The organism is Pantoea leporis (genome assembly GCF_028048155.1).
Taxonomy (GTDB): domain Bacteria; phylum Pseudomonadota; class Gammaproteobacteria; order Enterobacterales; family Enterobacteriaceae; genus Pantoea; species Pantoea leporis.
Genome location: NZ_JALMEU010000013.1, coordinates 54,682 through 73,707 on the forward strand (window position 1 = coordinate 54,682; position 19,026 = coordinate 73,707).

Genomic DNA, 19,026 nt, shown 5'->3' on the forward strand with positions numbered 1-19,026 from the left:
GACATAGCGGCCTGTGGCGACAAGAAATAAAAAGATGGCTAAGCGAAAAGTGTCGCGTATTACTGGCGGCCTGAGTGACCGAAGCCGCCTGCGCCGCGGTCGCTGGTGTCAAAATCTTCCACCAGGTTAAATTCGGCCTGCACGACCGGCACGAAGACCAGCTGTGCTAAACGGTCGCCTGGCTGCAGCGTGAAGCTGTCCTGGCCGCGGTTCCACACGGAAACCATCAGTTGGCCCTGATAATCGGAGTCGATTAAACCGACCAGATTACCCAGCACGATGCCATGTTTATGGCCAAGACCGGAGCGCGGCAGAATCACGGCGGCAAGAGCAGGATCGGCAATGTGAATCGCCAAACCGGTGGGAACCAGCGTGGTCATGCCTGGTGTGATTTCCAGCGCATCATCCAGGCAGGCACGTAAATCGAGGCCTGCGGAACCAGAGGTTGCATAAGTCGGCAGCGGGAATTCATTGCCCACGCGTGCATCAAGAATTTTAACGTCGATTTTTTTCATCATAACGGCTGACAATCTCGTCTAGTAATTGTTGGCCAAGGAGCGTCTTATCACTGAGCGGTAAGACTTTTTCTCCTTCCTGCCAAAAAAGGTGAAGAGCATTGGTGTCGCTATTGAAGCCCTGACCCGCCTGCGCCACATCGTTGGCACAAATCAGATCCAGGTTTTTTCGCACCCGTTTTTGCCGCGCGTATTCTTCCACATTCTGGGTTTCGGCAGCAAATCCCACAACATAAGGGCGATTTTCCTGCAGCGCCGCGACGCCTGCGACAATATCGGGGTTCTTCACCAACTGCAGCGTGACGCTATCGTCGCCACCCTGTTTTTTGATTTTCTCTGCGGCAATGTTAGCCGCCCGGTAGTCTGCCACGGCTGCGCTGGCAATGAAAATATGTTGTTGCTGGATTTGCGCCATCACCGCCGCTTCCATCTCCAGCGCGCTGTCGACGTCCACGCGTTGCACGCCAGCTGGCGTTGGCAGCGCCACCGGGCCGGTAACCAATGTCACCTTCGCACCGCGTTTGGCCGCAGCCGCAGCAATCGCAAAGCCCATCTTGCCCGAGCTGTGATTGCTGATATACCGCACCGGGTCCAGCGCTTCGCGGGTTGGACCGGCGGTGATCATAATGCTGAGATGTTGCAGATCGTTGACGGGCGCAGCCCATTCCAGCGCGTGCGCCACAATCGCCAGCGGATCGAGCATGCGGCCGGGACCCACATCGCCGCACGCCTGGCTGCCGCTGTCGGGGCCCCAGATCAGCATGCCGCGCTGCTGCAGACGCTGTAGGTTCTCTTGCGTGATCGCGGCGCGGTACATCTGTTGATTCATGGCCGGGACGATGGCAACCGGCGCTGCGCTTGCCAGGCACGCGGTAGTGACCAAATCATTCGCCATGCCGGCAGTGACGCGGGCAATCAGATCGGCGGTAGCCGGCGCCAGCACAATTAAATCGGCCCATTTCGCCAGTTCAATATGGCCCATCGCCGCTTCGGCTGCCGGGTCGAGCAAATCATCAAATACCGGATAACCGGAAACCGCCTGCAGGCTCAGCGGAGTAATAAAGGCTTTGGCCGCTTCGGTCATCATTACGCGCACATCAACACCGCGATCGCGCAGCCGACGCACCAGCTCCGGCGCTTTGTATGCAGCAATGCCGCCGCTCACGCCCAGCAGAATTTTCTTTCCAGCTAATCCCGTCATGTTGTTCGCCTCAAAGCAAATTGCCGCGTCAGGGGCGGCAGATGCAGGCAACTTTATCACAAAATCCACAGTGCGCCTTTTCACTGCCTGCGGCCTTTGCGAGCTGGCTCTGAAATCGTTCAGCGCGTGCTGGCGCTGACGGTGGCTGACGCGCAGAATCGCCGCATTGCAGGGAGGAGATGGTCATGACGGAACTGGCACCACGGGAAAAACTGATGTTAATGGGCGCTGAAGTGTTGAGTGATGCTGAGCTGCTAGCGATTTTTTTGCGTACCGGTATCAGCGGCACCAGCGTGCTGCTGTTGGCGCATCAGATGTTGAACGAGTTTGGTTCGCTCTATCGCATTATGACGGCCAGCAAAGAGGAACTCGGGCAGATTAAAGGCGTGGGCAGCGCCAAAATGACGCAGCTGTATGCCATCGCCGAGCTGGGAAGGCGATTTTTTGCCAGCCAGCTGGCGCGGGAAAACGTGATGGAGAATCCGCAGGTGACGCGCCATTACCTGCAAAGCGTGCTGGCGCATCAGGAGCGCGAAGTGTTTATGGCGCTGTTCCTCGATAATCAGCACCGCGTGTTGCAGGCGCAGAAGATGTTTTCCGGCTCGATTGCCAGCGTGGAAGTTCACCCGCGCGAAATCGTGCGCGAAGCGCTGAAACTTAACGCGGCGGCGGTGATTCTGGCGCACAATCATCCGTCGGGAATCGCTGAACCCAGTCGCGCCGACCGCGATATTACCGGAAAAGTCGGGCAAGCGTGCGCGCTGCTCAATATCCGTTTACTTGATCATTTGGTGATCGGTCACGGCGAGTTTACCTCTTTCGCCGAGCGCGGTTGGTTGTAATTCATCGATTCAACTGAACAGAAATAGGGCATTTTTGCGCGATCCAGAGGGATCTTTATCTGTTCGGGACTTGAGCACTCGGGCTGAGCGGCGTATACTACGCCACCTTTGAGAATCTCGGGTTTGGCGTTTGGGCCAGCTTAGCGGGTTCACATGGAACTCGCCTGGGCGGGCTAAGGCCTGACGAGGCGGCCAAAACCTAGTTTTTAAAGCTCGAGCTGATTTGATTTTTGGAGAATAGAAATGTCACGAGTCTGCCAGGTAACTGGAAAGCGTCCGGTAACGGGTAACAACCGTTCCCACGCAATGAACGCGACGAAACGCCGTTTCCTGCCGAACCTGCACTCTCACCGTTTCTGGGTTGAGAGCGAAAAGCGCTTCGTTACTCTGCGTGTATCTGCTAAAGGTATGCGTGTTATTGATAAAAAGGGCATCGATACGGTTCTGACCGAAATCCGCGCCCGTGGTGAGAAGTACTAAGGAACTGAATCATGGCTAAAGGTATTCGTGAGAAGATCAAGCTGGTTTCCTCTGCTGGTACAGGTCACTTCTATACCACCACGAAGAACAAACGTACTAAACCAGAGAAATTAGAACTGAAAAAGTTCGATCCGGTTGTACGTCAGCACGTGATCTACAAAGAAGCTAAAATTAAGTAATTTTAGTGTTCTGTGAAAAACCCGGCTTCGGCCGGGTTTTTTGTTTCTGCGATTCGTTGAGGAGATGAGATGCCTGAATTACCTGAGGTAGAAACCAGTCGTCGCGGTATCGAACCCCACATGGTGGGTGCCACGATTCTGCATGCGGTGGTGCGCAATTCACGTTTGCGCTGGCCGGTCTCGCATGAAATCCACGCGCTGAGCGACCAACCCGTATTGAGCGTGCAGCGTCGCGCTAAATATCTGCTGCTCGAACTACCGCATGGCTGGATCATCATTCACCTCGGCATGTCCGGCAGTCTGCGCGTGCTACCCGGCGAACAACCGGCCGCCAAACATGACCATGTCGATTTAGTGATGAGCAACGGCAAAGTATTGCGCTACACCGATCCACGTCGCTTTGGCGCCTGGCTGTGGAGCAATGACCTCGCAGGCAGCAGCGTGCTGGCCCATCTCGGTCCGGAACCGCTCAGCAACGAATTTGATGGTGCCTATCTGTTTGAAAAGTCACGCGGCAAACGCACCGTGATTAAACAGTGGCTGATGGATAACAAAGTGGTGGTAGGCGTCGGAAACATCTACGCCAGCGAATCGCTGTTTACTGCCGGGATCTTGCCCGATCGTTCGGCAATGAGTTTGAGTCAGGAAGAGGCCGAGCTGCTGGTTAACACCATCAAAGCGGTGTTGTTACGCTCGATTGAGCAGGGCGGCACCACGCTGCGTGATTTCCTGCAAACGGACGGTAAACCCGGCTACTTCGCGCAGCAGTTGCAGGTTTATGGCCGCGCCGGCGAACCTTGCCGTGCGTGCGGTACGCCGATTGTCAGCGGCAAACATGGTCAGCGCAGCACCTTCTGGTGTCCACGCTGCCAGCACTGAGTTAAGGCTGTGCCAGTCGCGCCAGTAACGCCTTATGCACAACGGCAGGCAGAAATGCCTGCACGTCACCGGCATGGCGCGCGACTTCTTTGACCAGCGAAGAAGAGACGAACGAGAAACCCTCTGACGGCATCAGAAACACGCTCTCCAGCGTGGGCAACAGATGACGATTCATCTGCGCCAGCTGCAGCTCATATTCGAAATCCGAAACCGCACGCAATCCACGCACCAGCACATTGGCATTCTGCGCCTGAGCAAAGTTCGCCATCAGGTCGCTAAACCCGATTACTTCGACATTCGGCAGATGTGCCGTCACCTGACGCGCCATATCCACGCGCTCATCGAGACTAAACAGCGGCTTTTTACTCGGGCTGGCGGCAATCGCCACGACGATGCGGTCAAACATCTTCGCTGCACGCGTCACAATATCCAGATGACCCAACGTGAAGGGATCAAAGGTGCCGGGATAAATCGCTTTCGTACTCATACGCGACCTTGTGTTGAGGTGTGATGCAGCGCCCAGAGCGCCGAGTATTTGTTGAAAGTGTACTGCGCATTAACCACCGCCAGAATCCAGCCCTGCTTGCCATCGAGAAAACCGGCGCGCAGCAGCAGCGTTTTAACAAATGCGCCGAGCGTGTGGCTAAAGATCGAGAACAAGCCGCAGCGTTTGCCGCGCTGGAAACGCTCATTTGCCCAGGCTTCGGCATAGTTCATCTGCTTACGCTGAAACGCCATCAGGTCACGACAGGTGAGATGTTGCAGATCGCCCGCCAGCTTCACCACCGGCGCACCCTGCGTCTCCAGTGATTCATGCACCAGATTGTCGTTGTAATTGAACTTGCGCGGATAGAGGCGCATAACGCGATCGGGATACCAGCCGCTGTGGCGCATAAAGCGGCCGAGAAACAGGTTGCTGCGACCGAGGCTGTAAACGTTGTCCGAGGCGGGCTGTGCGAGAACCTGCTCGATAGCGCGACGCAATTCGGGTGTAACGCGCTCGTCGGCATCGATCATCAAAATCATCTCGCCTTGCGCATGGGCCTGCGCGCGCTGGCGCTGCTTGCCAAATCCCTGCCAGCCTTCAGCCTGGAAAACCTGCGCGCCCTGTTCGCGAGCGACCTGCATCGTGTTGTCGCTGCTGCCGGAATCGAGCACCACAATCTCATCTGCCCAACTGACAGAAGCCAGCGCCTCCGGCAGCAGTTCAGCTTCGTTTTTGGCGATCATCACCACGGAGAGACGTTGGCGTTGCGACATGAATTAGTGAGCTCGCGGCGGTAAATGAGGTTCGAGTAACTGTAGCAGACGCTGTAATGCGCCCTGATTTTGATGCAGCACTTCCACAGCATGACGGCCGTAATAGCGGCGATAATCGTCATCCTGCAGCAGGTTAGCGACTTCTTTCTGCAGCGATACCACGTCAGTAACGGTAATCAGCCCTTCGGCCTGTTGCAGCTTGGCGCAGATATCTTTGAAGTTCCAGATGTGCGGGCCCATCAGCACCGGAATGGCATGCGCTGCCGGCTCCAGTGGATTGTGGCCGCCGCGCTCAACCAGGCTGCCGCCAACAAAGGCGAGGTCGGCGATGCCGTACAGCATCATCAGCTCGCCCATGGTGTCGCCAATGACCACCTGCGTGGAGCTTGATGGAATTTCGCCGCTGCTACGCAGGATAAAGCTGAAGCCGCGTTTTTGCGTCAGGTCGCAGGCATCTTTGAAACGTTCCGGATGGCGCGGCACCAAAATCAGCAGCAGATCGGGGAACTGCTGCAGTAGACGTCGATGCGCATCGAGCACAATTGCCTCTTCGCCTTCGTGAGTGCTGGTGGCGATCCACACCGGACGACGCGACGCCCACTGACGACGCAGCGTGACCGCTTTTGCCGCCAGCTCTGGCGTTACGGAGATATCAAACTTGAGGCTGCCGGTAACGGTGAGATGCGAACGTTTCAGGCCAAGGCTGAGGAAACGGTCGCCATCTTCGGCGTTTTGCGCGGCAATCAGCGTGATGCGCTGCAGCAGGTCGCGCATAAAGCCGCCGAGCTTCTTGTAGCCTTTGGCCGAGCGCTCAGACAGGCGCGCGTTGGCAATCACCAGCGGAATCTTGCGCTGATGCAGAATACGGATAATGTTTGGCCACAGCTCGGTTTCCATGATGATCACCAGTCGCGGATCGACGGTATCGAGGAAACGGTTAATCGAACCAGGCAGATCGTAGGGCAGGTAAACGTGGTGCACATCCTTGCCAAACGCGGACTGCGCACGCTCGGAGCCGGTTGGCGTCATGGTGGTGACGGTAATCGGCAGCGTTGGATAGCGGTGGCGCAGCGCGCGCACCAGCGGCACTGCCGCCAGCGTTTCGCCGACGGAAACCGAGTGCAGCACAATGCCATGTGGCAGCACTTTTCCGCTGCAATAGCCGTAGCGTTCTGCCCAGCGTTTACGATAGGCCGGTGCTTTTCGACCGCGCAGCCACAGGCGCAACCAGATTAGTGGCTGAATCAGGTAGAGCAAGGCTGTGTATAGAGTCGTCATAGTTACCGTTACGACAGAATCGCGTCAAAAAACAGATGAAAGGCGGCATGTTATCAGAAATTAACCGCCTGCTCATACCACTTCGTCAGCTGGTCTGCAGCACTTGCTGATACAGCGAGGTCAGCGCTTGCGCCAGCCGCTGCGGACCATAAGGTTCAATTCTGCGACGTGCGGCTTCGCCCATGGCAGAATTGTGTGAAAGCGCCGGTGTTGCCAGCACGGCTTCGTTTAACGCGTTGATATCTAATGCATCGCAGACAAAACCTTCCTGACCCGCAGTGATAAACTCTGCGCCGCCGCAGCCGGTGCTGGTGATCACCGCCAGGCCGCAAGCCATCGCTTCCAGCACTACATTTGGGAAGGGATCATAAAGCGTAGGCAGCAGCAGCGCATCGGCTGCATGGTAGAACGGTTGCACGTCCTGCTGCACGCCGACGAAGCGTAAGCGATCGAGGCAATTGAGCTGGTTTGCCAGCTGCTGATAGCGCGACAGCTGCTTATCCTGGCCGACCACCACCAGATAGCGATCGCTTTTCGCCACCGCTTCAATCGCCGCTTTTAAGCCTTTACGCTCAAAACCCGAACCCACGTAAATCATCACCGTGGCATCCTGCGGCAGTTTGAGCTGCTGACGTGCTGCATGACGCAGCGCTTCGCTGGCTGGCTGGAAGCGTTGGCTATCAATGGCGTTGTGAATCACATGGATCTTGCTGGCATCGAGCCTGAAATGACGCAAAATATCCTGTTTCACCATCTCTGAGTTACAGATCACCGCTTTCAACGACGGCGCGTTGAACATATCGGCTTCCGCCTGTAACACATAACGATGATAACGACTAAGGCGGGCGCTTAAGCGCTGCCACGGCGTCACAATGCGCGCGCGCTGCTCCAGCCAGACGCGATGCACGCCATCACCGGCACGAAAGATATCGCAACCGGCGATGCGTTCGTGGCTTTGCACAATATCGAACTTTTCGCGTTCCCAGCATGCACGCGCGGCACACGCAAAACCGCGCTCGCGCGAGATGCGACCGAATTTCGCTGGATTGCAGATGTGCAGATGCCAGGCCGGATTCGGCGTGCCCTGCCAGCTGCGAGTGATGATATTGAGATCGAGCTGCTCGCTATCCAGCGCTTCCAGCGCACGCGAAATAAAACGTTCAGCGCCGCCGTCTGGGCGGTATTTCTGCCGGACAATCGCCAGGCGTAACTTACTCATGCAAAAAACTCCGGGCGGCAGCCACCACATCCTCAACGGGAATGGCAGAAAGATAGCGCTGTTGCGTGTTGGTATCGATGTCGTCTGGCGAGGGGAGCGGGCCATAATCACCGGCCCAAATCACGCGATTGTGATCGCCCCACGGACGCCAGTGTTGCAGCTTGGTAGGTCCAAACAGCGCAAGACACGGCGTTTCCAGCGCGGCGGCCATGTGCATCGGCGCAGAATCTACGCCGATAAACAGCTGTGCCGCATCAATCAGCGCCGCCAGCTGCGGCAAGGATAATTCTCCCGCCAGCGACACCACATTGTGGCTGCGACACAGCGACTGAATATTGGCGATCATTGCCATTTCTTTCTGGTCCGGCGCCGCCGTGAGTACCACGGTGCGGCCTTCGGCAGCGAGCGCATCAATTAGCTGTGCGACTTTTTCATCTTCCCAGCATTTGAACAGCCAGCGAGAAGTGGGTTGCAGCACAACAAACGGCATTTTCACCGCATGATGAGCCAGTACATCCTGCACTATTTGTTGATCGGCTGTGCTGAAATGCATCGAGGCTTTTGCGCCGGCGCCGCCGATGCCCAGCGGCTTGAGCGCGGCCATATTCTGTTCAACCGTATGCAGCTGATGATGATCTTCCGTGCTGACCAGATGGTTGTGCATCCAGCGCCATAAGGCGTTATCACGTTTGCGGAAGGCAAAACCGATACGCACCGGCGCGCCAGAGAATCCGGTAATGATGGCGCTGCGCCACTGATCGGCGAGGTTAATCACCAGGTCATAATGGCACGCGCGCACCGCGGAAAGCAGGGCCATTTCATGCCGGAATTTCTGCCAGCCGCCTTCCTTCTTCCAGTTGCGATCAATGATGTGCAACTGGCGAATGGCCGGGTGCGCCTCCAGCATTGGACGGGTTTCTTTGTAGAGCAGAACGTCGATGTTCGCCTGAGGATAGCGTTGGCGCAGCGCGTTTATCGCGGGCGTGGTCAGCAGCATGTCGCCGTGATGACGCAGCTTGATCAGCAGAATATTTTTCGGTGCAAATTGGTCTGGAATCGGGCTTGCCATACTCAAATGATCTCAGAATTCAGTCAGCTGATTGTAAGGCAAACCCCAAAGGCGTGAAAGCCGGACGCGGCGCTTATTTCTTGCGCCAGCGGTAAATCCGGCTTAGCCATAGCAGCAGTTGATACCATTGCTTTATACCGCGCGCGTTACGCAGCATGCGCCGGTGAGTTTGCGTAGCGAACAAATCGGCAATCATCGCCTGACGTGCGCTCTCTTCGGGTTCGCGTCGGATACAGTGGCAGACGCTGAGCGCCTCATGCGTAATCTGGTAGTGAAATGCCGGGTAGATTTTTACCTTATGACGGTAGCGTGTATTGAGCTCTTCCAGCAACTGCGCGATTCTCAGGTAGTGACGCTGATATTCCACATTACGCTGGCCGGTGCGCTTACGGTTGCTGATGGAAGCATCATGCATGTAGTAGCAGTACAACACTTTATCGGTGTAACGCACACGTTGCGCGTTGAGCATGAACTCGGTGGTCCATGGAATGTCCTGATGATGCAGGCCGGGTTCAAAGTAGAGTTTAAGCTGTTCGATCAACTCTCGGCGGTAAATGCCCAGCCAAACCACATGCATGTAGCGATGCGTTTGCAGCGCCTTATTAAGCCACTCAGGGCCGCTCAGTACCTCGGTGCTGGTGAGGCGATCGAGCGGAATCAGCGGTTTTACTTGCTGGCTGGCTTTGAAAAACCATTCCGCGTTGCACTGTGCGGCATCCAGATTGTCGCGCTCCGCCATCTCAACCAGCGTTTGATACATCGCGGCATCCATGGTGTCGTCAGCATCCGGAAACGAAACGTACTTACCGCGCGCCACCGCTAAGCCCGCATTGCGCGCGCGCGATACGCCGCCATTGGTCTGATGGATAACGCGAACATGGGGATGCTGCTGCGCATAAGCATCAGCACGCTCCCCCGAACCGTCAGTGGAACCATCATCGACAATGATAATTTCCAGTGAGGTGAGAGTTTGAGCCAGCAGCGCTTGCACACAGGCAGCAAAATCGCTGCCTGCGTTAAACATAGGAATAATGAGACTGAGTAACGGGGCTGAGCTTTCGGGCTGCGTTGTCATGCTGTTTTCATGTTCTTCCGTCGCGCCAGGCGTTGTTGCTGCCGCGTGCTAATAAAATCGTGAATATCGTCAAGCTTCCGCTGATCCAGTTCAAACAGCTGTTCAGTAGGATGCATAAATTTGTACTGCGCGGCGAAAACAAAGGATGAGGGCGCAATATGATTTGGGCCAATCAACAACACATCACCCAGCGGCCGCTGCTCTTCGACGCAACATGGGCCGTAAATCAAAATGATCGGCACTTGTTGCGCATCGGCAATATAGACATTGCCGGAATCTGACGCGATATAGAAATCCATCTCGCTAATGACCGCAGGGACGTCCTCCAACGGCACTTTGCCGACAAGGCTTGTCAGGTTCGCGCGCGCGCCGACAACTTTATACAGCTCCTGCAAGCGTGATTGTTCATTCGGTGCGCCAAAGGCATAAAACTGGCAGGGTAAATCGCTTAAGTGGTCAAAAAGTCGCTGCCAGATTTTCGGTGGAATGGTTTTTGCCTGATTGCCTGCGGTGATACTGATGCCAATGCGAATGCCATCATGCTGGAATATTTCATCCGGCAGCGAGTTGGGGTGCCAAAGTGGTTGTGTCGCATGCTTCGGATAACTCTCTTTAGTGAACGAGCGATCGGCGAGTTTTAGGTAATTTTCCAGCGTCAGAGTATTTCTCTCATGCTCCACCACACCGCTTGCGGTGAGATAAAACAATCCCTGATAACCTTTGCGGCGGTAGCTGGAAAGAAACTGTTTGTTGCTGGCATTACAGCAAGCGGCAATGAACAGGTTGAGGTTGGTGGGATGTAACAGATAGATGTTGTCGTAACGGTTGAGCAGTTGCCAGACCAGTTTAATTTTCTTAATGAGGCCGGAGCGATGCTCTTCGATATACCAAATATTTTCCAGCGTGTTATCGCGCGAAGCGAGCGCGGCAACGCTATTGCTTAACAGTGCGTCGCTTTTCCCCAAATGAGTTAACAGCGGAGTGATATTGATGAAATCACCGATTTTGGCTGTTTGAATCACCAGATTTTTACCGGTTCGGCCATGGAAGATTTTCATCACCCATTTGACCGGCAAAAAGAGTAAAAAGAGAATCACATACGTCAACGTTTTTATCCCCATGATACGGCCACACCGACATGGGGACCTGTTAACCTGAAACGTGCTCAGTGCCTGAAAATAGTGGTTCTTCCACTTCTGCCAGTTGCAAATACTGCTGACAAATAACCTTGAGACTATAAATGCTTAAGTCCAGATGTTGCAAATCAGGCGGAGCGGCATAAACCTCGTGCATTTTCTGCGCCAGTGAATCCGCATTCAAATCCGCTAGCCCGCGTGCAAGATCTCCGCTCATGATAGTTGATGGTGCGCCAGGGCAGCGAGTGCTGACTATCGGCGTGCCGCAGCTTAAAGCTTCGACCAGTACATTGCCAAAACCTTCGCTGTCTGAACTCACCACTAATAAGCGAGCGTGGCGAATCCATGGGTAAGGATTTTTATGGAAACCTTCAAAGCGTACGCGCTCCGCGATGCCTAAATCGATGGCTTGCTGGCGTAATCTTTCCGTGATTTTTTCGCTTCCCTGACCTAATAGCACCAGCGGAGCCGTGATGCCACTTTGAGCATAGGCGGCCAGCAAGCGATCGTGGCGCTTGGTTTCATGAAAACGCCCCACATGCAGCACAAAATTGCTTCCGGCAAGTGGACACGGTTCTGCGGCCAGGCGGGAAATAAGTTCGAAATCAAACGGGTTAAAGATGACCTGTGCTTTGCTTGGCTTCACCCCGATGTTTTGAATCACATCATCAATGACATATTGCGAGACACCGATAAGCTGCTTGCCGCGATAAGTATCGCGAATTTTCAGCCGCTTAAGCCACAAAGAGAAACCTGATTTGCGCGCAAGATAGGAGGCTGAAAAAACGCCGTGCAGGCAATACCAGGTTTTACTGGCATCCAGCGCACGCGCATAGCGGACAATCCGATCGGTTTTATGCAGATTAGACAAGACCAAATCAAATTTTCCGTGCAGCGCTTCGCTTTGGCGCACGGATTCATCAAGCAAATGTGCACGACGATGGGTTTCAGTCAGTTTGCGCCACGGCCGTGAGCTTTTATCAATCACGGTCTGATAATCAACGCCTGCAGGAATGGGATATTCACAGACTTTGCGTAAGGAGAAGAGCGACACCCGATGCCCCTGGCTGATAAAACCTTCAGCCAGCGTCAGAACAACTTTTTCGGCGCCACCGCCCGGCAGGCCATCAATTACCATCAGAATGCGCTTCGACAAATTCTTTTGCTCCTAATCGCCAGCCTGTTTTGTATGACAAAATATCTATCATCCCCTGATAAAACAGGACTGAATATAAGATAAATCAATTTATTAGGTATGTTTGGCTTCAGACATTACGCATTGCTCTTAAGATGAGTATTCTGCGTATTAGGGCCGATGTGCATTCTAATTTACTCTAGTTTAACCGCTATTATACTGCTACCAACATCTGCTCACTGCAGCAAATGAAAAGTTTGCCCTCATTCATGGGCTTGCGTACCATAGCGATGAGAAAGTGCTCATTTTATCGGATAAGTTATGGATAAGCCTGCGTTTTTAATCACTCTCGATACTGAAGGCGATAATCTTTGGCGCAATCGCAGCGGCAAGGTTACCACGCGAAATGTTCAGTTTCTGCCGCGCTTTCAAGCCTTATGTGAGAAATACGGTTTTAAACCCACCTGGCTAACGAATTACGAAATGGCGAGCGATGCGGCGTATGTTGAATTTGGTCGCGATCTGCTGGCGCGTGGGCAAGGTGAAATCGGCATGCATCTTCATGCATGGTATAGCCCGCCGGAATACGCGTTGACCGATGATGACTGGCGCTATCAGCCTTATTTGATTGAATTTCCAGAAAATATCCTGCGCGACAAGGTCGCTTACATGACCGATTTGCTGGAAAGCGCTTTTCGGCAGAAGATGACCAGTCATCGTGCCGGACGCTGGGCTTTTAATGAAGTTTACGCTCGAGCATTGATCGACAACGGTTATTTAGTTGATTGCTCCGTCACACCTCGCGTGGATTGGCGCAATTCATCCGGCGCGCCGCAAGGCAAAGGCGGCACCGATTACAGCCGTTTCCCGGATCATGCCTATTACCTTGATGTTAGTGATATTTCCCGCGCGGGTGACAGCCCGTTGCTGGAGTTGCCGATGAGCATTCAGTACCGCTATGGCGCTTTCACTAATCAGCTAAAAAAAGCGTGGAATGACATGCGCGGCAAGAAGCGCGGTCCATCTGTTAATTGGCTACGTCCGGTGGGGGGCAATGTGCAGCAGATGAAACAGGTGGTTGAGCAAACACTTAGCCAGGGAAATGATTACGTTGAGTTCATGCTGCATTCATCAGAATTTATGCCCGATGGCAGCCCCACGTTTAAAAATGAGGCTGATATTGAGCACCTTTACGATGATTTAGAGCAGCTATTTAGCTGGTTACAACCACGTACTCAGGGCATGACGCTAACAGAATACGCGCTTTTAAAGAAAAGTGACCAGTCACGCTAAATTACGGTACGTTATAAAACTATACCGTGATTTCTTTAATCATTGTTGCGACATCTATGGCTTGAATATCCGCCATGCTGTGGCCTTCTGCAGGGCGCAGCACGTACTGATTCTCGCCATAGCCACCAATTAGACCGGGATCGGTTGGGCCGTACAGCGTGATATTCGGACGATCCAGCGCTGCCGTCAGATGACTTAAACCGGTATCTACCGACACCACCGCTCGCGCGCCAGCTAATTCTTGCGCTACCTGCTCCAGCGTTAACTTAGGCAATACCTCAACATGGTCGAAGCCTTCGGCCAGACGCTGTGCGCGTTGATGTTCATGCTCTGCGCCCCACGGCAATTTCACGCGCAATCCTGTTGGCTGAACTAACTCAATCAGCGCACGCCAGTGTGACTCCGGCCAGTGTTTGTTATCACGCGTGGTAGCATGCAGAAACACCAGATAAGGCTGCGTGTCATTGGGCAGCGTAGACCGGAAATGGCCGGCAATCGCGTAGTCGCCCTGCGTTGCAGGCTTTTCATAGCCGAGGCTTTTGGCAAACAGCTCGCGCGTACGTTCGACGGCATGCTGTTGCTTGTTGATTTCATGGCGTTTGTCATACCACCAGCTGGCGAAAGGTTCGCGTGCGCTGCGGCTGTCCTGCCCGTGCTTCTCGCCTTTTGCCAGGCGCGTTACCAGCGCGGCGCTTTTGATCAAACCTTGTGCATCCAGCACCACATCATACTGACGCGATTGCAGCTCACGCTTAAATTGCACACGCTCTTCACGCTGCTGGCTACCGAACCAGTGCTTGCGCCAGCGGCGAATCGCCACTGGCAGCACTCTATCCACCGCCGGATGCCAGGCGGGGATTTGAGCGAAGTTTTCTTCCACCACCCAATCAAACTTGATGCCTGGAATCGCCTGCATCGCATCCGTGAGCGCTGGCAAGGTATGCAGCACGTCTCCCATCGAGGAGGTTTTAACAATCAAAACGTGCATCTTTACTCCTGCACCGGATGCAACAGCGCGCTCAGTTCCTGATGGACGCGCGCTGGCTGAATATCAATCAGGCTCTGGTGATAACCTTGCTCGGCATCACCTTTGCGGACTTTGTGATAGCCGGTGATCAAACGAATAATGCGCGCGTGCTGAGATAACGGCGGAGTGAAGTCCGGGCTGCTTGGGCCATACAGCGCCACCAGCGGACGATTAAGCGCCGCAGCGATATGCATCAGGCCGGAATCGTTACTGACCACCGCCACACAGTTCGCCAGCAGAATCACGGCTTGCTCGAGTTGCGTCTCACCCGCCAGATTTTTGCAGTGCGCACGCGCCGCTTCTGATAGCGTCTGCACAATGGTGTCGCCGGTTTCACGATCTTTCGCCGAACCGAACAGCACCACCTGATAACCTTCGCCAATCAGCTGCTCTGCCAGCGCGGCATAATGATAATGCGGCCAGCGCTTCGCCGGGCCAAACTCTGCGCCCGGACAAAACCCAATCACCGGACGTTCGGCGGACAGCGCAAACTGCGCCGCCGTCATCCGCTTTTCATCATCATCGACACGTAATTGCGGCCACAGCAACGGCTGCGGCAGCTGCTGCGCGGAAGCAACCGGTTTGTCATAGCCGAGCGCCACATAGCGCTCAACCATCAACGGAAAGGCCGCTTTGTCCAGCACGCGGACATCATTTAACACGCCATAGCGCATCTCGCCGCGCCAGCCGGTGCGACGTTTGATCCCGGCGAAAAACGGCACCAGCGCAGATTTAAAGGAGTTCGGCAGCACATAGGCGCGGTCATAGCCACTGGCCTGCAGGGTTTTCCCCAAACGACGACGCTCGCCCAGCGCCAATGCGCCGTGGCCGAGCGGCATCGCCAGCGCCTGATTCACTTCCGGCATACGCGACAACAATGGGCGGCACCAGGCCGGCGCCATCACGTCGATCACCGCATCAGGATGCTCAGCCTTGAGCGTGCGATAGAGACTTTGCGACATCATCATATCGCCGACCCATGATGGGCCAATAACCAGAATTTTCATCGCTGCTGCCGGTTTCCTTATACGTTACGGTTCAGCCAGGCCATGTATTCGCCCACGCCTTGCGCAACGGTTTTGAACGGCTTGTCGTAACCGGCTGCACGCAGATTGGTGAGATCGGCTTGGGTAAACGCCTGATAACGGCCTTTCAGCTTGTCCGGGAACGGAATGTATTCAATCTGGCCTTTCTGATGGAAGTTCAGCACCGCATCCGCCACTTCCTGGAAAGATTCAGCACGGCCTGTTCCGCAGTTGTAGATACCGGAAACGCCGTTTTCCCAGCACCACAGATTTACCGCAACCACGTCATCAACATGGATGAAGTCGCGGCGGAAATCGTCGCTGCCTTCGAACAGTTTTGGATTTTCACCGTTGCTAATTTGCGTATTGAGGTGGAACGCGACGCTCGCCATGCCGCCTTTGTGGCCTTCACGCGGACCGTACACGTTGAAGTAACGGAAGCCGCACACCGGTGAGTCTGCTTCAGGCAGAATCTGGCGCACGTAGTGATCGAACAGCATTTTTGAGTAGCCGTACACATTCAGCGGCTGCTCGTACTGGCGCTCTTCGATGAAGTTCTCATTGCGGCCGCCGTAAGTGGCAGCAGATGAGGCGTAGAGGAACGGGATTTCGCGCTCGAGGCAGAAGTGCAGCAGATCTTTCGAGTACTGATAGTTGTTATCCATCATGTACTTGCCATCCCACTCGGTGGTTGCGGAACACGCACCTTCATGGAACACGGCTTCGATGGGGCCGAGATCTTCGCCAGACATGATGTAGCTGAGGAATTCCTCTTTATCCATGTAATCGGCGATGTCGAGATCCGCCAGATTCACGAACTTGGTGCCATCCTTCAGATTATCCACCACCAAAATGTCGGTCAGACCGCGGTCGTTCAGCGCTTTAACAATGTTGCTGCCAATCATGCCAGCGCCACCGGTTACGATAATCATATGCTTTGCCTTTAAAGAGTTGGGGGGAAACAGGAGGTTTCACCCACGAATGCCTATCATCATAACATTTCAGCCAGACGCAGGCAGCCAGATGACGCCGTATACGCTGCACAAATCCTGTTCGCAGCGTGAACTATGCTGCAAAACCGAGATATTGATGGCTGAAATGTCGTTGATTCGCTTTTCGATCAGTAATATGTGCCAAATATTTGCTATCTGAGGAGCATAATCATGTCCAGTCAGTTTTATTCGCAAATTCGTCAACAACTTGAGACAACACGTCAGGACGGATTGTTCAAACAAGAACGCACCATCACGTCGGCGCAGCAGGCAGAAATCAACGTTGCTAACAGCCCGCCCGTCATCAACTTCTGCGCCAATAACTATTTGGGTTTAGCTAATCATCCGGCATTGATCCAGGCGGCGAAAGACGGCATGGATACGCACGGTTTTGGCATGGCCTCGGTGCGCTTTATCTGCGGCACGCAGGACATCCACCAGCAGCTGGAACACAAGCTGGCCGCGTTCCTCGGCATGGAAGACGCGATTCTGTTCTCGTCCTGCTTTGATGCCAACGGCGGCCTGTTTGAAACGCTGCTCAGCGCCGAAGACGCGATTATTTCAGATGCCCTTAATCACGCATCGATCATTGATGGCGTGCGTTTGTGTAAAGCGCAGCGCTATCGTTACGCCAATAATGACATGAGTGAGCTGCGTGCGCGTTTACAGGAAGCACGCGACAAAGGCGCGCGCCACATCCTGATTGCCACCGATGGCGTGTTCTCGATGGATGGCGTGATTGCCAATCTGCAGGGTATTTGCGATCTGGCCGATGAGTTCGATGCGCTGGTGATGGTCGATGATTCCCATGCGGTGGGCTTTGTGGGTTCTGCCGGACGCGGCACGCACGAATATTGCGGCGTGATGGATCGCGTCGACATTCTGACCGGCACGCTGGGTAAAGCGCTGGGTGGCGCATCGGGCGGCTACGTGGCGGCGAAAAGAGAAGTGGTTGAGTGGCTGCGTCAGCGCTCGCGTCCGTATCTGTTCTCCAACTCGCTGGCGCCTGCGATTGTGGCTGCCTCGCTGCGCGTGCTGGAGCTGCTGAGTGAAGGTGACGGTTTGCGCCAGCGTCTGTGGGAAAATGCCCGCTTCTTCCGCGAGAAGATGACTGCCGCAGGCTTCACGCTGGCCGGCGCCGATCACGCCATCATCCCCGTAATGCTGGGCGATGCCAAAGTGGCGCAGCAATTTGCCAGCCTGTTGCAGCAGGAAGGAATCTACGTCACAGGCTTCTTCTATCCGGTGGTACCGCAAGGTCAGGCACGTATCCGCACGCAGATCTCTGCCGGACATACGCAGGCGCAGCTGGAACACGCCGTGGCGGCCTTCACCCGTATTGGTCAACAGCTGGGCGTTATTTCAGGAGCAGGGAAATGAAAGCACTCGCCAAATTAAAAGCCGAAGAAGGCATTTGGATGGTCAAGGACGCGCCAATACCTGAACCCGGCCATAACGACCTACTGATTAAGATTCGTAAAACCGCTATCTGCGGTACCGACGTGCACATCTACAACTGGGATGACTGGTCGCGCAAAACCATTCCGGTGCCGATGATCACCGGCCACGAATATGTGGGTGAAGTGGTGGGAATGGGCCAGGAAGTTAAGGGCTTTGCCGTTGGCGATCGTGTTTCCGGTGAAGGCCACATCACCTGCGGCCATTGCCGCAACTGCCGCGCTGGACGCACGCATCTGTGCCGCAACACGGTAGGCGTTGGCGTTAATCGTCAGGGCTGCTTTGCCGAATATCTGGTGATTCCGGCGTTTAATGCCTTCAAAATTCCCGACAACATTTCTGACGAACTGGCGGCGATTTTCGATCCCTTTGGCAATGCGGTGCACACTGCGCTTTCGTTCGATCTGGTGGGCGAAGATGTGCTGATCTCCGGTGCCGGGCCGATTGGCATCATGGCGGCGGCGGTGTGCAAGCACGTCGGCGCGCGTCATGTGGTGATCACCGACATCAACGACTATCGCCTCGATCTGGCACGCAAAATGGGCGTAACGCGCGCCGTCAACGTGGCGCAGGAAAATCTGCGTGATGTGATGGCCGAACTCGGCATGACCGAAGGTTTTGATGTCGGTCTGGAGATGTCTGGTGCGCCACCGGCGTTCCGCACCTTACTGGAGGTAATGAACCACGGCGGCCGCATCGCGCTGCTGGGCATTCCGCCGGGCGAGATGTCCATCGACTGGAATCAGGTGATCTTTAAAGGCTTGTTCATCAAAGGCATCTACGGCCGCGAGATGTTCGAAACCTGGTACAAGATGGCGGCGCTGATTCAGTCCGGCCTCGATCTGACGCCCATCATCACTCATCGCTATCACATTGATGAGTTCCAGCAGGGCTTTGATGAGATGCGCTCGGGAAGATCGGGCAAAGTGGTGTTGAGCTGGGATTAATTCATTCTCCGGCCTG

General features: G+C 54.8%; 20 protein-coding genes. 7 read left to right on the forward strand and 13 right to left on the reverse strand.

What is annotated here, in order from left to right:
* Positions 1-59 precede the first annotated feature (59 nt).
* The gene (gene dut / locus MWH02_RS22155) at positions 60-518 is read right to left on the reverse strand and encodes a dUTP diphosphatase (protein WP_167391166.1); all 459 of its coding nucleotides are present in this window, start codon (positions 516-518) and stop codon (positions 60-62) included.
* Positions 496-1,716: a bifunctional phosphopantothenoylcysteine decarboxylase/phosphopantothenate--cysteine ligase CoaBC gene (gene coaBC, locus MWH02_RS22160; protein WP_271461481.1), complete on the reverse strand. Its 1,221-nt coding sequence runs from the start codon at positions 1,714-1,716 to the stop codon at positions 496-498. Before coaBC ends, dut begins: the two co-directional genes overlap by 23 nt.
* 185 nt (positions 1,717-1,901) lie before the next feature.
* On the opposite strand from coaBC, the gene radC reads away from it, so the two are divergent.
* The 4 genes from radC (at position 1,902) to mutM (ending at position 4,096) form a co-directional block, all read left to right on the forward strand.
* Positions 1,902-2,558 carry a RadC family protein gene (radC, locus tag MWH02_RS22165; RefSeq protein ID WP_101760688.1) on the forward strand — a complete coding sequence of 219 codons (657 nt, stop codon included), beginning with the start codon at positions 1,902-1,904 and terminating at the stop codon, positions 2,556-2,558.
* 243 nt (positions 2,559-2,801) lie between these two features.
* Positions 2,802-3,038 carry a 50S ribosomal protein L28 gene (gene rpmB / locus MWH02_RS22170; protein ID WP_007885297.1) on the forward strand — a complete coding sequence of 79 codons (237 nt, stop codon included), beginning with the start codon at positions 2,802-2,804 and terminating at the stop codon, positions 3,036-3,038.
* Positions 3,039-3,049: 11 nt separating this feature from the next.
* Positions 3,050-3,217, forward strand: coding sequence for a 50S ribosomal protein L33 (gene rpmG, locus MWH02_RS22175; protein ID WP_001051798.1), 168 nt, complete (start codon positions 3,050-3,052; stop codon positions 3,215-3,217).
* A gap of 69 nt (positions 3,218-3,286) precedes the next feature.
* Positions 3,287-4,096, forward strand: a complete 810-nt coding sequence (mutM, locus tag MWH02_RS22180; RefSeq protein WP_271461482.1) for a bifunctional DNA-formamidopyrimidine glycosylase/DNA-(apurinic or apyrimidinic site) lyase — start codon at positions 3,287-3,289, stop codon at positions 4,094-4,096.
* A gap of 1 nt (position 4,097) precedes the next feature.
* On the opposite strand, the gene coaD is transcribed toward mutM, so the two are convergent.
* The 8 genes from coaD to MWH02_RS22220 form a co-directional block, all read right to left on the reverse strand.
* Positions 4,098-4,583, reverse strand: a complete 486-nt coding sequence (coaD, locus tag MWH02_RS22185) for a pantetheine-phosphate adenylyltransferase (protein ID WP_110868213.1) — start codon at positions 4,581-4,583, stop codon at positions 4,098-4,100.
* On the reverse strand, positions 4,580-5,356 hold the full coding sequence (locus MWH02_RS22190; protein ID WP_101760685.1) for a glycosyltransferase family 2 protein: 777 nt from the start codon (positions 5,354-5,356) through the stop codon (positions 4,580-4,582). Before MWH02_RS22190 ends, coaD begins: the two co-directional genes overlap by 4 nt.
* 3 nt (positions 5,357-5,359) lie before the next feature.
* Positions 5,360-6,634, reverse strand: coding sequence for a lipid IV(A) 3-deoxy-D-manno-octulosonic acid transferase (gene waaA / locus MWH02_RS22195; RefSeq protein ID WP_101760684.1), 1,275 nt, complete (start codon positions 6,632-6,634; stop codon positions 5,360-5,362).
* Between the two features lie 85 nt (positions 6,635-6,719).
* On the reverse strand, positions 6,720-7,853 hold the full coding sequence (locus tag MWH02_RS22200) for a glycosyltransferase family 4 protein (protein WP_271461483.1): 1,134 nt from the start codon (positions 7,851-7,853) through the stop codon (positions 6,720-6,722).
* A complete protein-coding gene (gene rfaQ, locus MWH02_RS22205; RefSeq protein WP_101760682.1) occupies positions 7,846-8,922 on the reverse strand; it encodes a putative lipopolysaccharide heptosyltransferase III in 1,077 nt (358 codons plus the stop codon). Before rfaQ ends, MWH02_RS22200 begins: the two co-directional genes overlap by 8 nt.
* A gap of 73 nt (positions 8,923-8,995) precedes the next feature.
* Complete coding sequence (locus MWH02_RS22210) at positions 8,996-9,997, reverse strand: glycosyltransferase (protein ID WP_271461484.1); 1,002 nt, start codon at positions 9,995-9,997, stop codon at positions 8,996-8,998.
* Positions 9,994-11,103 (reverse strand): glycosyltransferase family 9 protein, encoded by a 1,110-nt coding sequence (locus tag MWH02_RS22215; RefSeq protein ID WP_271461498.1) that lies wholly within the window; start codon positions 11,101-11,103, stop codon positions 9,994-9,996. The genes MWH02_RS22210 and MWH02_RS22215 overlap by 4 nt, the downstream gene beginning before the upstream one ends.
* 43 nt (positions 11,104-11,146) lie before the next feature.
* Positions 11,147-12,271, reverse strand: a complete 1,125-nt coding sequence (locus MWH02_RS22220; protein ID WP_101760730.1) for a glycosyltransferase — start codon at positions 12,269-12,271, stop codon at positions 11,147-11,149.
* Positions 12,272-12,589: 318 nt separating this feature from the next.
* Here MWH02_RS22220 and MWH02_RS22225 point away from each other — a divergent pair, with 318 nt between their 5' ends.
* A complete protein-coding gene (locus MWH02_RS22225; RefSeq protein WP_217550417.1) occupies positions 12,590-13,561 on the forward strand; it encodes a polysaccharide deacetylase family protein in 972 nt (323 codons plus the stop codon).
* Positions 13,562-13,580: 19 nt separating this feature from the next.
* Here MWH02_RS22225 and rfaC read toward each other — a convergent pair whose 3' ends face one another.
* Genes rfaC through rfaD form a run of 3 tightly spaced genes read right to left on the reverse strand, consistent with a single transcriptional unit; the run spans position 13,581 to position 16,545 of the window.
* Positions 13,581-14,549 carry a lipopolysaccharide heptosyltransferase RfaC gene (gene rfaC / locus MWH02_RS22230; RefSeq protein ID WP_101760678.1) on the reverse strand — a complete coding sequence of 323 codons (969 nt, stop codon included), beginning with the start codon at positions 14,547-14,549 and terminating at the stop codon, positions 13,581-13,583.
* A 2-nt stretch (positions 14,550-14,551) separates the two neighbouring features.
* Entirely contained in the window at positions 14,552-15,595 is a 1,044-nt protein-coding gene (gene rfaF, locus MWH02_RS22235) for an ADP-heptose--LPS heptosyltransferase RfaF (RefSeq protein WP_271461485.1), read from the reverse strand.
* A 17-nt stretch (positions 15,596-15,612) separates the two neighbouring features.
* A complete protein-coding gene (rfaD, locus tag MWH02_RS22240; RefSeq protein WP_101760676.1) occupies positions 15,613-16,545 on the reverse strand; it encodes an ADP-glyceromanno-heptose 6-epimerase in 933 nt (310 codons plus the stop codon).
* Positions 16,546-16,776: 231 nt separating this feature from the next.
* On the opposite strand from rfaD, the gene MWH02_RS22245 reads away from it, so the two are divergent.
* A complete protein-coding gene (locus MWH02_RS22245; RefSeq protein ID WP_110868205.1) occupies positions 16,777-17,985 on the forward strand; it encodes a glycine C-acetyltransferase in 1,209 nt (402 codons plus the stop codon).
* Entirely contained in the window at positions 17,982-19,010 is a 1,029-nt protein-coding gene (gene tdh / locus MWH02_RS22250) for an L-threonine 3-dehydrogenase (RefSeq protein WP_101760674.1), read from the forward strand. The genes MWH02_RS22245 and tdh overlap by 4 nt, the downstream gene beginning before the upstream one ends.
* Positions 19,011-19,026 lie beyond the last annotated feature (16 nt).

Coding starts and splice junctions, on each gene's coding strand:
- dut (WP_167391166.1), bottom strand. CDS start 518: ATGATGAAAAAAATCGACGTTAAAATTCTTGATGCACGCGTGGGCAAT.
- coaBC (WP_271461481.1), bottom strand. CDS start 1,716: ATGACGGGATTAGCTGGAAAGAAAATTCTGCTGGGCGTGAGCGGCGGC.
- radC (WP_101760688.1), top strand. CDS start 1,902: ATGACGGAACTGGCACCACGGGAAAAACTGATGTTAATGGGCGCTGAA.
- rpmB (WP_007885297.1), top strand. CDS start 2,802: ATGTCACGAGTCTGCCAGGTAACTGGAAAGCGTCCGGTAACGGGTAAC.
- rpmG (WP_001051798.1), top strand. CDS start 3,050: ATGGCTAAAGGTATTCGTGAGAAGATCAAGCTGGTTTCCTCTGCTGGT.
- mutM (WP_271461482.1), top strand. CDS start 3,287: ATGCCTGAATTACCTGAGGTAGAAACCAGTCGTCGCGGTATCGAACCC.
- coaD (WP_110868213.1), bottom strand. CDS start 4,583: ATGAGTACGAAAGCGATTTATCCCGGCACCTTTGATCCCTTCACGTTG.
- MWH02_RS22190 (WP_101760685.1), bottom strand. CDS start 5,356: ATGTCGCAACGCCAACGTCTCTCCGTGGTGATGATCGCCAAAAACGAA.
- waaA (WP_101760684.1), bottom strand. CDS start 6,634: ATGACGACTCTATACACAGCCTTGCTCTACCTGATTCAGCCACTAATC.
- MWH02_RS22200 (WP_271461483.1), bottom strand. CDS start 7,853: ATGAGTAAGTTACGCCTGGCGATTGTCCGGCAGAAATACCGCCCAGAC.
- rfaQ (WP_101760682.1), bottom strand. CDS start 8,922: ATGGCAAGCCCGATTCCAGACCAATTTGCACCGAAAAATATTCTGCTG.
- MWH02_RS22210 (WP_271461484.1), bottom strand. CDS start 9,997: ATGACAACGCAGCCCGAAAGCTCAGCCCCGTTACTCAGTCTCATTATT.
- MWH02_RS22220 (WP_101760730.1), bottom strand. CDS start 12,271: ATGGTAATTGATGGCCTGCCGGGCGGTGGCGCCGAAAAAGTTGTTCTG.
- MWH02_RS22225 (WP_217550417.1), top strand. CDS start 12,590: ATGGATAAGCCTGCGTTTTTAATCACTCTCGATACTGAAGGCGATAAT.
- rfaC (WP_101760678.1), bottom strand. CDS start 14,549: ATGCACGTTTTGATTGTTAAAACCTCCTCGATGGGAGACGTGCTGCAT.
- rfaF (WP_271461485.1), bottom strand. CDS start 15,595: ATGAAAATTCTGGTTATTGGCCCATCATGGGTCGGCGATATGATGATG.
- rfaD (WP_101760676.1), bottom strand. CDS start 16,545: ATGATTATCGTAACCGGTGGCGCTGGCATGATTGGCAGCAACATTGTT.
- MWH02_RS22245 (WP_110868205.1), top strand. CDS start 16,777: ATGTCCAGTCAGTTTTATTCGCAAATTCGTCAACAACTTGAGACAACA.
- tdh (WP_101760674.1), top strand. CDS start 17,982: ATGAAAGCACTCGCCAAATTAAAAGCCGAAGAAGGCATTTGGATGGTC.